Origin of the sequence: Amycolatopsis sp. NPDC005961, from assembly GCF_040629235.1 — a bacterium.
Lineage (GTDB): Bacteria > Actinomycetota > Actinomycetes > Mycobacteriales > Pseudonocardiaceae > Amycolatopsis > Amycolatopsis camponoti.
On sequence record NZ_JBEXVF010000010.1, the window covers coordinates 157179 to 171369 of the forward strand.

Consider the following 14191-nt stretch of genomic DNA (forward strand, 5'->3'; position numbering starts at 1 on the left):
GGAAAGAAAAGACATGGCTACCCTCGAAATCAAGGACCTCCACGCCTCGGTCGACACCGACGAAGGCGCCAAGGAGATCCTCAAGGGCGTCAACCTGACCATCAAGTCGGGCGAGACGCACGCGATCATGGGCCCCAACGGCTCCGGCAAGTCCACGCTGTCCTACGCGATCGCCGGTCACCCCAAGTACCAGGTGACCTCCGGCGAGGTGCTGCTCGACGGCGAGAACGTGCTCGAGATGAGCGTCGACGAGCGCGCCCGCGCCGGCCTGTTCCTGGCCATGCAGTACCCCGTCGAGGTGCCCGGCGTGTCCATGTCCAACTTCCTCCGCACCGCGGCCACCGCGGTCCGTGGCGAGGCCCCCAAGCTGCGCCACTGGGTCAAGGAGGTCAAGGAGGAGATGGGCAAGCTCGAGATCTCGCAGGAGTTCGCCGAGCGCTCGGTCAACGAAGGCTTCTCCGGCGGCGAGAAGAAGCGCCACGAGATCCTGCAGCTGGCGCTGCTCAAGCCGAAGTTCGCCATCCTCGACGAGACCGACTCCGGTCTCGACGTCGACGCCCTGCGCGTCGTCTCCGAGGGGGTCAACGCCTACAAGGCGTCGAGCGAGGTCGGCGTCATGCTGATCACGCACTACACCCGGATCCTGCGGCACATCACGCCGGACTTCGTGCACGTCTTCGCCGGCGGCAAGATCGTCGAGTCGGGCGGCAAGGAGCTGGCGGACGAGCTGGAAGAGAACGGCTACGTCAAGTACGTCGGCAAGCCCGAGCCGGCCGCGGTCTGACTTTCGTCAGCACACACCGAGAATGAGAGGAGTCGGCCCGATGACCACCACCTCGGCCAGCTCTGTGCCACTCGACGTGGCGGCCCTCCGGGCCGACTTCCCCATCCTGTCGCGCACCGTCCGCGACGGGAAACCCTTGGTGTACCTCGACTCCGGGGCGACGTCACAACGTCCGACCGCGGTGTTCGAGGCCGAACGCGACTACGTCTTCACGTCGAACGCCGCCGTCCACCGCGGCGCGCACCAGCTGTCGGAAGAAGCGACCGACGCGTACGAGTCCGCTCGGGCGAAGATCGCCGAGTTCGTCGGCGCCGACCCCGAAGAGCTGGTGTTCACCAAGAATGCGACCGAGGGCATCAACCTCGTCGCGTACTCGATGAGCAACGCCGCCACCGCCGGTCCCGAAGCCGCGCGCTTCGTCGTGGGCCCGGGTGACGAGATCGTCATCACCGAGATGGAGCACCACGCGAACCTCGTGCCCTGGCAGCAGCTGTGCCAGCGCACCGGGGCCACGCTGAAGTGGTTCAAGGTGACGCCCGAAGGCCGCCTCGACCTGTCCGATGTGGACGAGCTGATCACGCCGCGCACCAAGGTGGTCGCGTTCGCGCACCAGTCGAACGTGCTCGGCACGGTCAACCCGGTGTCGCTGCTCGTCGAGAAGGCGAAGGCCGTCGGCGCGCTCACCGTGCTCGACGCCTGTCAGTCCGTTCCGCACTTCCCGGTGAACTTCCACGCGCTGGACGTCGACTTCGCGGTGTTCTCCGGACACAAGATGCTCGGCCCGTCCGGCATCGGTGTCCTGTACGGCCGCACCGAGCTGCTGTCGGCGATGCCGCCGTTCCTGACCGGCGGGTCGATGATCGAGATGGTCCGCATGGAGGGCTCCACCTTCGCGCCGCCGCCGCAGCGGTTCGAGGCGGGCGTGCCGATGACGTCGCAGGCCATCGGCCTCGGCGCGGCCGTCGACTACCTCTCGGCCATCGGCATGGACCGGATCGCCGCCCACGAGCACGAGCTGGCCGCGGCCGCCCTCGAAGGCGTCGGCGCCATCCCCGGCGTCCGGATCATCGGGCCGACCGACCTGAAGGACCGCGGCGCGACCGTGTCGTTCGTGATCGACGGCGTGCACCCGCACGACGCCGGCCAGGTGCTCGACAGCCTCGGCATCGCCGTCCGCGTCGGCCACCACTGCGCGTGGCCGCTGCACCGGGCCTGCAACGCGCAGGCGACCGTGCGCGCGTCGTTCTACCTCTACAACACGCTGTCCGAAGTGGACGCCCTGGTAGCGGGTGTGCGCGAGGCCCAGAAGTTCTTCGGGGTGGCCCAGTGAACCTGGAGAGCATGTACCAGGAGATCATCCTGGACCACTACAAGAACCCGCACGGGCGCGGCCTGCGCGACCCGTTCGACGCCGAGTCGTTCCAGGTCAACCCGACCTGTGGCGACGAGGTGACCCTGCGGGTCAAGCTCGACGACGGGAAGGTCGCCGACGTCTCCTACGACGGCCAGGGCTGCTCGATCAGCCAGGCTTCGACGTCGGTCTTGACGGATCTCGTGGTCGGCCACACCCTTGAGGAGGCGTTCACCACCATGGACGCCTTCGTGGAACTGATGCAGGGCAAGGGAAAGATCGAGCCGGACGAGGACGTGCTGGAGGACGGGATCGCCTTCGCGGGCGTTGCCAAGTACCCGGCCCGCGTCAAGTGCGCCCTCCTCGGCTGGATGGCTTTCAAGGACGCCGTCGCCCGGACCACCAGTGGAGCTGAGACAGCATGACCGAAGACACCGCCACCGACACCCGCGAGGGCCGGACCGCCGCCGACCTCGACGCCGAGACGACGGCCACGCAGGACCTCGACCTCGCCAAGCTCGAGGACGTCGAGGAAGCCATGCGCGACGTCGTCGACCCCGAGCTCGGCATCAACGTCGTCGACCTGGGCTTGGTCTACGACATCCGCGTCGAGCAGGACAACACCGCCACCATCGACATGACGCTCACCTCGGCGGCCTGCCCGCTGACCGACGTCATCGAGGACCAGACGTCGGCGGCGCTGACGTCCGGCGGGCTCGTCAAGGACTTCCGGATCAACTGGGTCTGGATGCCGCCGTGGGGCCCGGAGAAGATCACCGAGGACGGCCGCGAGCAGCTGCGCGCCCTCGGCTTCACCGTCTGAGCTTTACATCGAGCGGGCCACCTTCCGAGGTGGCCCGCTTTGTGTATAACGAGCTATACCGCGCGTGCCAGGCCAGCGCGTAGCCGAGGAGCGCGGCGAGAAACCCGCTGCCGGCGCCGGTGACCGCGAGGTAGGTCGCGTTGCCGACGACGCCGGCGCGGGTCATCGGGTCGTGGTGGGCCAGGAAGGGCAGCACCTCGGCCAGGACGCCGACGACCGCACCGGCGGCCAGGAACGCGAGCACGGGCTTGCGGTGGCGGGTGGCTCTCGGCGCGCGTCCGGTGGGCGCGGTGCGGTACCAGCGCACGAGCCACCAGCCGAGGATCCCGGCGCCCGCGACCGTGCTGACCAGCTGGATCAGCCGTCCGACGTCGACCCCGGTGACGAGCGGGATCCGCAGGAACGGAAACCCGCCGCTTTCGTGGGTGAAAGCGTCCCAGCCGACGTGGGTGGCGGCGCCGACGACCAGCGACAGCGCGATCCAGCCCGGCCGCCGCCAGCTGAAACGGCGGGGAAGCCGTTCGGCCAGGGGTCTCGGTGCCAGCGCCAGCAGAGGTTCCTTCAGGACGATCTGGAAGACCGCCAGCAGGACGAGCGCGAGCAGCGGGTCGAGCCAGAGGACGGAAGTCAGTTCGTGGGTCCTGGTCAGGCCGACGCCGGGCAGCCGCGGCACGAACCAGAAGACGTCCGGGGCGACCGACCCGGCGACGAGCGCGGCCGGGACCAGCGGTCGTCTCGCCAGCGGGAGCACGGCGGCGGGATGACTCAGCGTGAACGGCACGGGAGCTAGTATCCCGGGGTGGTCCTGCGGTCGATCCTCCTGTTCCTGGCCGCGGCGGTCTGCGAAATCGGCGGCGCGTGGCTGATCTGGCAAGGCGTCCGCGAAAACCGCGGCTGGCTCTGGATCGGCGGTGGCCTGGTGGCCCTCGGCCTGTACGGTTTCGTGGCGACGCTCCAGCCGGACGCCCACTTCGGCCGCATCCTCGCGGCGTACGGCGGTGTGTTCGTGGCCGGTTCACTGGTGTGGGGGATGGTCGCGGACGGTTACCGTCCCGACCGGTATGACGTGATCGGCACGCTGCTGTGCCTGGCCGGTGTCGCGGTGATCATGTACGCGCCCCGGACGGGGTAACGCCGTCCGCTTTGCGCCGATAGATCTTGGTGACCGAACCCGTCTTCCCGCCCGCACCACCCGCTGCGCCGAAGCGGCGCCGAGTTTCGCCCGTCCTGCTGGTGATGATCGCCGTCATGGTGCTCGGCGTGGCCGCCGGCGGCTACGGTCTCGGGCGGCTGATGCTGGGGTACGAGGCTTACGTGATGCAGAGCGGGAACATGAGCCCGACGCTGGCGATCGGCGACCGGCTCGTGGTGCGCCCGGTCGACGAGGTGCACCGCGGGGATGTCGTCGCGATCGACCTGAGCGCGTACGCCGAGGCGAGCCACGAGGGCGTCAGTGTCGTCCGCGTGGTCGGGGTCGCCGGGGACACGGTCGCCTGCTGTACCGACGAGCACCTCTCGGTCAACGGCAAGCCGATCACCGAGCCCTACATCACGCCCGGCTTCGAGGGGCTCTTCGAGTTCTCGGCCACGGTGCCCGAAGGCACGATCTTCGTCGAAGGCGACAACCGCGGCAATTCCGACGACTCGCGGTTCAGCGGCCCGGTGCGGTCGTCCGGCATCGTCGGGTTGGTGGTCGCGACCGGCACGGTGGTCACTCCGAAGGCCCTGACCCCGGTCACCTCGTTCACCGACGCGGGCCTGCCGGGAGCGCCGAACGCCGACGGGACCCTGCCTGGCTTGCGGTGGTGGATCCTCGGTGGGTTCGTGCTGTTCGTCGGCGGGTTCATCGGGCTGATCGTGACCGTCGTCCGGAACGCCGGAGGACGGCGAAAAGCAGCTCCACCGGTGCGCTGATCGCCAGCAGGGTACTTTCGGCCGTGGCCCCGATCGTCCGTGGACTTCTAACCTGACCGCGCGAACCACGGTGAAGTGTTCTCTAAACCGGACGAAGGAGACACGATGAACGGACGCGCGATCGGCCGGATCGTGGCACTGGCCACGGCAGTCGCGGCCCCGCTGGGCTTGGGGCTCGCGGTCGCCCCCGCCGCTTCGGCGGCCGCGGTCACGACGTTGTACTACAGCTCGTCGGGCGCGCCGGACTACCTGGGCCAGATCGACCAGGGCGCGGCCAACTGGAACGCCGCGGTGACCGACGTGAAGCTGGTCAAGCGGACCTCGGGGGCGACGATCAAGTTCCACGAGATCCACAGCGGCGGTTCGTACACGAACACGAACGGCCACGGCCGCGGCGACATCTACCTGGACACGAGCCAGGTGGCGGAGGGCTTCGACCCGACCCGCATCGCGGCGCACGAGCTGGGCCACAACCTGGGGCTGCCGGACCACTACACGGGCCCGTGCACGGAGTTGATGTCCGGCCACGGCCCGGGAACGGCGTGCACGAACGCGAAGCCGTCGGCGGCCGAGGCGGCGAAGGTGCAGTCGTTGTGGGTGAACGGTTTCGCGGCTACCGCGGCCGCTTCCCAAAAGGTCGCTTACTAGCTCGACCCGCGTCTGCCGCGTGACTCCGGCTGGCTGACCGGTCTCAGAGCCGGTCAGCCAGCAGCTTCGCGAGGGTGGTGTAGCTGTCCGCGCGGCCCTCGGAGCGCACGAACAGGGTCGCGGTACGCAGTTGGCCGTGGCTGTGCTTGGCGACCGCGATCTCCGTGCCGGCGTCCTTCGTCTCGCAGTGCATCGCGCCCTCGCCGATGCCGGGCATCGGCACCACGTCCGCACAGTCCCTTTCCGACCGGGAGAGGAACCGGGCCGGCGTGCTGGAATCCGTGGCGACGAAAAGGCTTCCGGTCAGCCCCGTGCCGTAATCGCAGGAGTAGGCCTTGCCGACGCCGGTCTGTACCGGATCTTGCTCGGTCGATCCACCGGTGAGTACCTGGGTGAGCGCCTGCATGATCTCCTCGGCACTGAGGAACGGGCAGGCCGCGGTCAAGGTGGCCGGCGAGGCCGCCGGTGTGAAGGTCGGGGCCGTCGTCTTCGGCTTGCTCACCGTGCTGGACGGCGGTGTCGACGTTGCGGGCGGCGGTGCCGCGGCCGGAGTGCCACCTGAACACGCGGCGAGACCGGTCAGCAGGCAGGCAGCGAGGATCCCCCCGAGAAAGCGCATGCCGGTAATCTAGCCTTTGATCACCTTCGGGCGATCTTGATCATGCAACGGGCCGGTCTCGTCAGTCGAAACCTTCGAACAGGGCCTGGATCGCCGCCGCCATCGCGGCCGGGTCGCCGTCGCCCGGGCGCAGCACCAGGTCCGGCGCCGACGGGCGTTCGTACGGTGCGTCGATCCCGGTGAACCCGCGGATCTCTCCGGCCCGCGCCTTCGCGTACATCCCCTTCGGGTCCCGCGCCTCGCACACCTCGAGGGGCGTGTCCACGAAGACCTCCACGAACGGCAGATCGCCGGAAATCGCCCGCGCCGAAGCACGATCCGACTCGTACGGGCTGATCAGCGACGCGATCGCCACCACGCCCGCGTCCGCGAACAGGCGCGCCACCTCGGCCACCCGCCGGACGTTCTCCGCGCGGTCCTCGGGGCTGAAACCCAAGCCCGCGTTCAGGCCGTGGCGCAGGTTGTCGCCGTCCAGGAGGTAGGCCGGGCGGCCCGCCGCCACCAGGCGGCGTTCCAGCTCCACCGCCACCGACGACTTGCCCGACGCCGACAGCCCGGTCAGCCACACCGTCGCGCCGCGGGTCGGGCGGTCCTCGCGGCGGACCGCCGCCGTGTGCCAGACGATCGGGGACAGCGGCGCGCCGGTGATCATGCCCGCCGCGACCGTATCGCCGGTGTGCTCGTCCACCAGCAGGAACCCGCCCGTGGCGCGGTTGCGGCGGTACGGGTCGAACAGCAGCGGCGCGCGCGTGCGCAGCCGGATCCGGCCGATGTCGTTCAACGACAACGACTCCGCGGAGTCGCGGTGCAGCGTGGTCACGTCGAGGCGGTACTCCAGCCGCTCCACCGAACCCCGCGTTTCGGTGGTCGTGTGCCGGACGACGTACGAAGCGCCCGGCGTCAACGAGGACCGAGCCGAGAACCAGCACACCAGCGCGTCGACCTCGCGCGCCGACTCCGCGCGGTTGCCCGGCCGGCAGAGCATCGCGCCCCGGCCCAGATCCAGGTCGTCGGCCAGCTCGACCGCCACCGCCTGCCCCGTGAACGCCTCCTGAAGCGGGGTCCCGCCCGGCCCCCACACCGCCCGGACCCGGGAGGTGAACCCGGACGGCAGCGCCACGACCTCGTCGCCCGGCTTGAACACCCCGCCGGCGATGGTGCCCGCGTAGCCGCGGAAGTCCGACCGGCGGATCACGTACTGCACCGGGAACCGCGCGTCGATCAGGTTGCGGTCGGACGCGACGTGCACCTCCTCCAGCTGGTGCAGCAACGAAGTCCCTTCGTACCAAGGCATGCTCGCGCTGCGGTGGACGACGTTGTCGCCGTGCAACGCCGAAACCGGCACGAACGTCAGGTCGGCGACGTCCAGCTTCATCGCGAACCGGCGGAACTCTTCGCGGATCTCGTCGAACCGCTCCTGCGACCAGCCGACGAGGTCCATCTTGTTCACGCACACCACGAGGTGCCCGATCCCGAGCAGCGACGCGAGAAACGCGTGCCGCCGCGACTGCTCCAGCACGCCCTTGCGCGCGTCGACGAGGACCAGCGCCAGGTCGGCCGTCGACGCGCCGGTCACCATGTTCCGCGTGTACTGCAGGTGCCCCGGCGTGTCCGCGATGATGAACTTCCGTCTGGGCGTGGCGAAGTAGCGGTGCGCGACGTCGATGGTGATGCCCTGCTCGCGCTCGGCGCGCAGGCCGTCGGTGAGCAGCGCGAGGTCCGGGTAGTCCTCGCCGCGCTCGCGGCTGGCGCGTTCGACGGCGGCGAGCTGGTCGGTGAAGATCGCCTTCGAGTCGAACAGCAGCCGCCCGATCAGCGTCGACTTGCCGTCGTCGACGCTGCCCGCCGTGGCGATCCGCAGCAGCTGCATCAGAAGTAGCCTTCCCGCTTGCGGTCTTCCATGCCTGCTTCGGAAATCCGGTCGTCCGCGCGTGTCGCACCGCGTTCGGTGACGCGCGTCGCGGCCACCTCGGCGACCACTTCGGACGGTGTCGCCGCCGACGATTCGACACAGCCGGTGCACGTCGCGTCGCCGACGGTCCGGAAGCGAACGGTCGCCTCGTACGGCGTCTCACCGTCCACAAGGGACAGAAAACGGGTCGCCGCCAGCAGCATGCCGTCGCGCTGGACGACCGGACGCCGGTGCGCGTAGTACAGCGGTGGCAGCGCGATCCGCTCGTCGCGGATGTACTGCCAGATGTCCAGCTCGGTCCAGTTCGACAGCGGGAAGACGCGGATGTGCTCGCCGCGCCGGTGCCGCCCGTTGTAGAGGTTCCACAGCTCCGGGCGTTGCGCCCGCGGGTCCCACTGGCCGTGCTCGTCGCGGAAGCTGAAGACGCGTTCCTTCGCCCGCGCCTTCTCTTCGTCGCGGCGGGCGCCGCCGAACACGGCGTCGAAGCCGCCTTCGCGGATCGCCCGCAGCAGCGTGACGGTCTGCAGCCGGTTGCGGCTGGCTCCCGGGCCGGTCTCCTCGACGACGCGGCCGGCGTCGAGGTCGTCCTGCACGCTCGCCACCTCGAGCCGGAGGTTCAAGGCGGCGACGGTCTCGTCGCGGAACCGCAGCACCTCGTCGAAGTTGTGGCCCGTGTCGACGTGCAGCACGGGAAAGGGCAGTGAGGCCGGCCAGAAGGCCTTCGCGGCGGCGTGCAGCATCACCACCGAGTCCTTGCCGCCGGAGAAGAGCAGCACCGGGCGTTCGAAGGTCGCCGCGACCTCACGGAAGACGTGCACGGCCTCCGCTTCGAGCGCGGCCAGGTGCGAGAGTTCATAGGCCACGGGCACCGGAAAAAAGTAGAACATGTTCTTGTCATCGGTCAAGCGGTGCGCGATCCTGGGACGATGGACCTGGTCGTACTCGAAGAGATCCGCCGGCTGAAGTACCGCTACCTCCGCGCGGTCGACCTGAAGCAGTGGGACGAGGTGGCCGACACCTTCACCGCCGACGCCACGGCCGACTACGGGACCCGCGCGACGGGGGAGGACGGGAAGCACTTCGAGGGTCGCGACGCCATCGTCGCGTTTCTCACCGAGAGCCTCGGCAACGGCATCATCACCGTCCACCACGCAGGTCAGCCCGAGATCGAGGTCGACGGGGACACCGCGACCGGACGCTGGTCGTTCACCGACAAGGTCATCGTGCCCGAGCACAAGGTGATCATCGAGGGCGCCGCGTTCTACGAGGACACCTACCGCCGCGAGACCGACGGCGCGTGGCGGATGACGCACATCGGCTACGTCCGGACGTACGAGTCGATGGTCTCGTGGAAGGACACCCCGGGCTTCCGGCTGCTCGCGAACCGCTGGGCCGTTCCGGCATGATCGAGAACGAGTTCTCGTTGACCCGGTCGTTCGCCGACGCCATCGCCGAGGCTGAGAAGCTGATCGCCGGAGCGCCGCCGGCGCAGACCGAGCAGGGCCTCCTCGAGGGCTACGACTACCTCGCCGGCAGCATCCGCGCGTCGCTGCAGATGGCCTGGGCCTACCAGCGTGACTTCCCGTACTTCACCGCGTCCACCGGGCCGTACACCAAGATGGGCCTGGACAACCCGGACACGCTCTACTTCAACGCGAACATCCGCGCCGACCGCGAATACCTCGTCACCGGCGTCCGCGGGACCACCGCCGACCTGAGCTTCCAGATCCTCAACGGCGACTACTCGCCGGTCGTGGTGCCCGACAGCCTCGCCGCGTTCGACGACCGCGCCATCGAAATCGGCGAAGACGGCCGGTTCGAGCTGCGCTTCGGCCCGGCGCGCGACAACCCGGGGCCGAACTACTTCGTCCTCGGCGAGGGCTCGTCGATGCTCGTCGTCCGCGAGGTCCACAGCGACTGGGCGACCGAGAAACGCGGCGAGATCCGGATCCAGTGCGTCGACACCGCCGGGCAGGCGCCGCCGGTGCCGGACCGGTCCGCGATGGCCAAGCGCTACGGCGTCACCGGCAAGATCCTGCTGAGCCGACTCAGGACGTTCCTGGCCTTCCCGAAGTGGTTCTACGACAACCTGCCGGTGAACACGATGACCGAGCCGCGCTCGACGCCGGGCGGGCTGACCACGCAGTTCTCCTCGGCCGGGCACTACGAGCTGGGCGACGAAGAGGCGATGATCGTCACTGTGCCGCGCTGTGCCGACGCGCCGTACCAGGGCATTCAGCTCGGCAGCCTCTGGTACGTCTCGCTCGACTACATCAACCACCAGACGAGCCTCACCGCCGACCAGGCGCGCGTCGACCCGGACGGCAAGATCCGGTTTGTCATCAGCGAGCGCGACCCCGGCGTGGCGAACTGGCTGGAGCGCACCGGCCACGACCGCGGGTACGTCCAGATCCGGTGGCAGCGGCTCGCGCGGGACCTCGGCCCCGACGACGGCCCGATCGTCGAAGTCGTCAAGGTGGACGAGCTGCCCGACCGGCTGCCGTTCCACGACGACGCCCGGGTGACGCCTGAGGAATGGGCGTCGAGGATCGCGGCCCGGCAGGACGCCGTCGCCGCCCGGATGCTGGGGTGAGCGTGGCGGAGTTGCTGCAGGGCAAGGTGGTCGTGGTCTCGGGTATCGGCCCGGGGCTCGGCCGGTCGATCGCCGTGCGCAGCGCGGAGGCGGGCGCGGACGTCGTGCTCGCCGCGCGCACCGAGTCGCGGCTGACCGAGGTCGCCAAGGAGGTCACCGACCTCGGCCGTCGCGCCGTCGCGGTCCGCACCGACATCGACGACGAGGATTCTGCCGCTCACTTGGTGAGTGAGGCCGTCGAGGCCTTCGGCCGGGTGGACGCGGTGGTGCACAACGCCTTCGCCGTCCCGCCGCTGACCGATCTGGCCACTGTGGACCTGGGCGCCGTCCGCGCCGGGTTCGAGACGGCCGGGATTTCGGTGCTCCGGCTGACGCGGCTGTTCCTGCCCGCGCTCAAGGAGAGCAAGGGCTCGCTGGTGATGATCAATTCGGCGGTCCTGCGGCATTCGCGGCGCACGTTCGGCGCGTACAAGATGGCGAAGTCCGCGCTGCTCTCGCTGTCGCAGAGCCTCGCCAGCGAACTCGGGCCGGACGGGATCCGCGTCAACACCGTCGCACCCGGGTACATCTGGGCGCCGAACCTCAAGTGGTACTTCAACTACCTGGCCAAGGAACGCGGCATCACGCCCGAAGAGGTGTACGCCGAAACCGCGTCCACAATAGACCTGCGGAAGCTGCCGGAGCCCGACGAGATCGCCGACGCCGTGGTGTTCCTCGCCTCGCCGATGGCGCGCGCGATCACCGGGCAGTGCCTCGACGTCAACGGCGGCGAGTACCACCACTAGGAGGATCCATGCTCCCCGGCCGCGAAGACGTCGGCACCGTCGAGGACCTGCACGCGTCGGCCACCAAGCTCACCGGGCTCGACGACTTCGGCGGCGACGAGCACGTCGAAGGCCTGCGCGTGCTGCTGGAGGCGTACGAGGCCGACGAGGACCTCACGCCGTTCGGCAACAAGGTGCACCGGGCGATGCTGCGCGGCGCGCTCGTCGCCCGGCTGCTGAGCGAGGCGGGCTGGAAGCAGCACCCGGCGTCGGCTTCGGTGGCGATCGAGCGGCCGATCTTCGTCACCGGCCTGCCCCGCACGGGCACGACGGCGCTGCACCGGCTGCTCGCGGAGGACCCGGGGCACCAGGGGCTGGAGGTCTGGCTGGCCGAGGTCCCGCAGCCGCGGCCGCCGCGCGAGACGTGGACGGACAACCCGGTGTACCAGGGGATCCAGGCCGGTTACGAGCGGCACCACGTCGAGCACCCGGAGTTCATGGGCGTGCACCACATGTCCGCGGACCAGGTGGAGGAGTGCTGGCAGCTGCTGCGCCAGTCGATGCGCTCGCTGTCGTTCGAGTGCCTCGCGCACGTGCCGCGCTACTCGAATTGGCTCGCGAAGCAGGACTGGACCGACGCCTACGCCCGCCACCGGCGCAACCTGCAGCTCATCGGGCTGCCGGATGCGGGCAAGCGGTGGGTCCTGAAGAACCCGAGCCACCTCTTCGCCCTGGACGCGCTGATGGCGGCGTACCCGGACGCGCTGGTGGTCCAGACGCACCGCGCGCCCGGGACGATCATGGGCTCGATGTGCAGCCTCGCGGAGAAGGCCGCCGACGGCTGGTCCACGAAGTTCCGCGGCGAGGTGATCGGCAAGTCCCAGCTCGACCTGTGGGCCCGCGGCGCCGACGAGTTCGACGCGGCGCGCACCCGGTACGACGCGGCCCGGTTCTGCGACGTCCGGTACGAGGACTTCGTCGCCGACCCCATCGGCACGGTGTCCACTGTGTACGACCACTTCGGACTGACGCTCACCGACGACGCCCGGGCGGCGATGACCGCGCTGCACACCAAGAGCCGTTCGGGGGAGCGGAAACCGGCCCACCGCTACCGCTTGGCGGACTTCGGCCTGACGCCCGAGGAGGTCGACGAGCGCTTCGCGCGCTACCTCCGCACGTACTTCTAGCCGGCCGGGATGGGCTCCGCGAGAGCCGCGCGCGAGGGCGCCGCCGGGAAAGGGTCGGCGAAGTACTGCGTCTCGTGCGTCACGAGCGCGCCGTCGAACTCCATGATGCTCACCGTGCGGGTCGGCACGCCGTCGTAGGTGATCACGCACTCGCTGACCCAGAGGCCACCGCTGCCCTGGATACGGCGGATCGTGAAGTGGCGCTCGGCCGGATGACCGCCGCGCTGGGCCTGGATCTTCGCGCGGCCGCGGAAGCGCTCGCCGGACTGCGGGTAGTCCAGGATCGCGTCGTCGGCGTAGATCGCGTGCTCGCGCTCGACGTCGCCTTGTTCCGAAGCGGTCCAGTGCTCGACGATCGCGGCGCGGATCTCGGCGTCCATGCCGGAAACCCTACGCCGTGATCAGCTTGACGACGTCGTCCATCGACGGCCCGGCCGCGATCTCGGCGGCCAGTTCCTTCGCCCGGGCCCGGTAGCGCGGCTCGTCCAGGATTGCGCGGATGTCGCGGCGCAGCGTCTTCGGCGGGACCGACGCGCGGGTGCGGCCGATCCCGGCGCCGGACCACCGGACGCGGGCGGCCACCTCGCGCTTGTCCTCGCTGGCCCCGACGACGACCAGCGGGACGCCGTAGCGGAGCGCCTGGTTGACGCCGCCGTATCCGCCGTTGCTGACCACCGCGGCGCAGCGGGGGAGCAGCTCGTCGTAGGGCAGGAAATCGGCGACGCGGACGTTGTCCGGCAGCGGACCCGGGCTCAGCCGTCCGCCGCAGGTCGTGGCGACGACCAGCACGTCTTCGCCGGCCAGGGCGGCGATCGCAGGCTCGACGAGCCGGCCCAGGTCGTCGTTCGCCACGGTCCCCTGGGTGACGTGCACGATCGGGCGGGAGCCGTCCAGGTCGGCCCACCACGGCGGCAGCGGGTGCTCGGCCGCCGCGCTGACCGTCGTCGGCCCGATGAAGTGCAGGGGTGCGTTCGCCCGCGGGTATTCGAAGCCCGGGCAGGTCATCTGCAGGACGCCGTCGCTGTGCAGTGGCCAGTCCGCGAAGAGCATGCCGGGGTCTTCGCCCAGCGCGGTGCGGGCTTGCTTCTGCGCCGGCCGCAGGACCCAGGGGGCGAGCACCTTCAGGATCGCGCTGCCCGGGCCGCTCGGGACCGGGGGCATGAAGGGCAGGAAGCCCAGCACGAGCACGCGCGGCCGGTGCTCGCGGCGCACGAGGGCCAGGCCCGCCATGAAGAGCGGGTCGCAGAGCACGACGTCGACGTCGAGGTCCAGGACGCTCAGCTGCGCGGGTATCGCGCGGACGAAGTTCGTCAGCTCGAACCGGGCGAGCTTCAGTCCTTTCCGCCCGGCGCGGCCGGGGATCGAGCCGTCGAGGTCGGTCTCGTCGAAGTCGGCTTCCGGCGGCAGGAGTTTTACGGTCGCGTTCCCGAAAGCCTCCCGGTAGCGCGCGCCGGTGACGACGGTGACGTCGTGTCCGGCGGCCAGCAGGGCCTCGACGAGCGGCTTGGTCGGGCCGACGTGGCCGCGAGCGGGTTGCACGCAAACGAGTACGCGGGTCATGGCTCCCCCTGGATTGACCGATACGCTGTACCATCC

General features: G+C 69.9%; 17 protein-coding genes. 11 read left to right on the plus strand and 6 right to left on the minus strand.

Annotated features, from left to right (window positions below):
• Positions 1 to 13: 13 nt before the first annotated feature.
• The 4 genes from sufC to ABZ342_RS12075 are packed head-to-tail and all read left to right on the plus strand — an operon-like array spanning position 14 to position 2958.
• Positions 14 to 784 carry a Fe-S cluster assembly ATPase SufC gene (gene sufC / locus ABZ342_RS12060; protein ID WP_360471811.1) on the plus strand — a complete coding sequence of 257 codons (771 nt, stop codon included), beginning with the start codon at positions 14 to 16 and terminating at the stop codon, positions 782 to 784.
• 40 nt (positions 785 to 824) lie between these two features.
• Positions 825 to 2114 (plus strand): cysteine desulfurase, encoded by a 1290-nt coding sequence (locus ABZ342_RS12065; protein ID WP_360471814.1) that lies wholly within the window; start codon positions 825 to 827, stop codon positions 2112 to 2114.
• On the plus strand, positions 2111 to 2560 hold the full coding sequence (sufU, locus tag ABZ342_RS12070; protein WP_155542516.1) for a Fe-S cluster assembly sulfur transfer protein SufU: 450 nt from the start codon (positions 2111 to 2113) through the stop codon (positions 2558 to 2560). Before ABZ342_RS12065 ends, sufU begins: the two co-directional genes overlap by 4 nt.
• Positions 2557 to 2958 (plus strand): metal-sulfur cluster assembly factor, encoded by a 402-nt coding sequence (locus tag ABZ342_RS12075; RefSeq protein WP_155542517.1) that lies wholly within the window; start codon positions 2557 to 2559, stop codon positions 2956 to 2958. The genes sufU and ABZ342_RS12075 overlap by 4 nt, the downstream gene beginning before the upstream one ends.
• Here the strand turns inward: ABZ342_RS12075 and ABZ342_RS12080 are convergent.
• The gene (locus tag ABZ342_RS12080) at positions 2948 to 3739 is read right to left on the minus strand and encodes a DUF4184 family protein (protein ID WP_360471819.1); all 792 of its coding nucleotides are present in this window, start codon (positions 3737 to 3739) and stop codon (positions 2948 to 2950) included. The two genes, ABZ342_RS12075 and ABZ342_RS12080, sit on opposite strands and share 11 nt — an antisense overlap.
• A gap of 18 nt (positions 3740 to 3757) precedes the next feature.
• On the opposite strand from ABZ342_RS12080, the gene ABZ342_RS12085 reads away from it, so the two are divergent.
• The 3 genes from ABZ342_RS12085 (at position 3758) to ABZ342_RS12095 (ending at position 5520) form a co-directional block, all read left to right on the plus strand.
• Positions 3758 to 4090, plus strand: a complete 333-nt coding sequence (locus ABZ342_RS12085; RefSeq protein ID WP_360471822.1) for a YnfA family protein — start codon at positions 3758 to 3760, stop codon at positions 4088 to 4090.
• A 29-nt stretch (positions 4091 to 4119) separates the two neighbouring features.
• Positions 4120 to 4872 carry a signal peptidase I gene (gene lepB, locus ABZ342_RS12090; RefSeq protein WP_360471824.1) on the plus strand — a complete coding sequence of 251 codons (753 nt, stop codon included), beginning with the start codon at positions 4120 to 4122 and terminating at the stop codon, positions 4870 to 4872.
• 105 nt (positions 4873 to 4977) lie between these two features.
• On the plus strand, positions 4978 to 5520 hold the full coding sequence (locus ABZ342_RS12095; RefSeq protein ID WP_155542520.1) for a snapalysin family zinc-dependent metalloprotease: 543 nt from the start codon (positions 4978 to 4980) through the stop codon (positions 5518 to 5520).
• 43 nt (positions 5521 to 5563) lie between these two features.
• Here the strand turns inward: ABZ342_RS12095 and ABZ342_RS12100 are convergent, their stop codons facing one another.
• The 3 genes from ABZ342_RS12100 to cysD form a co-directional block, all read right to left on the minus strand.
• On the minus strand, positions 5564 to 6022 hold the full coding sequence (locus ABZ342_RS12100) for a hypothetical protein (protein ID WP_360471827.1): 459 nt from the start codon (positions 6020 to 6022) through the stop codon (positions 5564 to 5566).
• A 178-nt stretch (positions 6023 to 6200) separates the two neighbouring features.
• Entirely contained in the window at positions 6201 to 8009 is a 1809-nt protein-coding gene (gene cysC, locus ABZ342_RS12105) for an adenylyl-sulfate kinase (RefSeq protein ID WP_360471830.1), read from the minus strand.
• Complete coding sequence (cysD, locus tag ABZ342_RS12110; RefSeq protein ID WP_360471917.1) at positions 8009 to 8938, minus strand: sulfate adenylyltransferase subunit CysD; 930 nt, start codon at positions 8936 to 8938, stop codon at positions 8009 to 8011. The genes cysC and cysD overlap by 1 nt, the downstream gene beginning before the upstream one ends.
• A gap of 39 nt (positions 8939 to 8977) precedes the next feature.
• Here cysD and ABZ342_RS12115 point away from each other — a divergent pair, with 39 nt between their 5' ends.
• From ABZ342_RS12115 to ABZ342_RS12130, 4 genes are read left to right on the plus strand one after another with little or no spacing between them, the layout of a single operon-like run.
• Entirely contained in the window at positions 8978 to 9457 is a 480-nt protein-coding gene (locus tag ABZ342_RS12115) for a nuclear transport factor 2 family protein (protein ID WP_360471832.1), read from the plus strand.
• The gene (locus ABZ342_RS12120; RefSeq protein ID WP_360471835.1) at positions 9454 to 10644 is read left to right on the plus strand and encodes a hypothetical protein; all 1191 of its coding nucleotides are present in this window, start codon (positions 9454 to 9456) and stop codon (positions 10642 to 10644) included. Before ABZ342_RS12115 ends, ABZ342_RS12120 begins: the two co-directional genes overlap by 4 nt.
• Positions 10641 to 11429: an SDR family oxidoreductase gene (locus ABZ342_RS12125; RefSeq protein WP_360471838.1), complete on the plus strand. Its 789-nt coding sequence runs from the start codon at positions 10641 to 10643 to the stop codon at positions 11427 to 11429. Before ABZ342_RS12120 ends, ABZ342_RS12125 begins: the two co-directional genes overlap by 4 nt.
• Before the next feature lie 8 nt (positions 11430 to 11437).
• Complete coding sequence (locus ABZ342_RS12130) at positions 11438 to 12595, plus strand: sulfotransferase (RefSeq protein ID WP_360471841.1); 1158 nt, start codon at positions 11438 to 11440, stop codon at positions 12593 to 12595.
• Here ABZ342_RS12130 and ABZ342_RS12135 read toward each other — a convergent pair.
• Both ABZ342_RS12135 and ABZ342_RS12140 read right to left on the minus strand, forming a co-directional pair.
• The gene (locus ABZ342_RS12135) at positions 12592 to 12975 is read right to left on the minus strand and encodes a nuclear transport factor 2 family protein (RefSeq protein ID WP_360471844.1); all 384 of its coding nucleotides are present in this window, start codon (positions 12973 to 12975) and stop codon (positions 12592 to 12594) included. The two genes, ABZ342_RS12130 and ABZ342_RS12135, sit on opposite strands and share 4 nt — an antisense overlap.
• Before the next feature lie 10 nt (positions 12976 to 12985).
• The gene (locus tag ABZ342_RS12140; protein WP_360471846.1) at positions 12986 to 14155 is read right to left on the minus strand and encodes a nucleotide disphospho-sugar-binding domain-containing protein; all 1170 of its coding nucleotides are present in this window, start codon (positions 14153 to 14155) and stop codon (positions 12986 to 12988) included.
• Positions 14156 to 14191 lie beyond the last annotated feature (36 nt).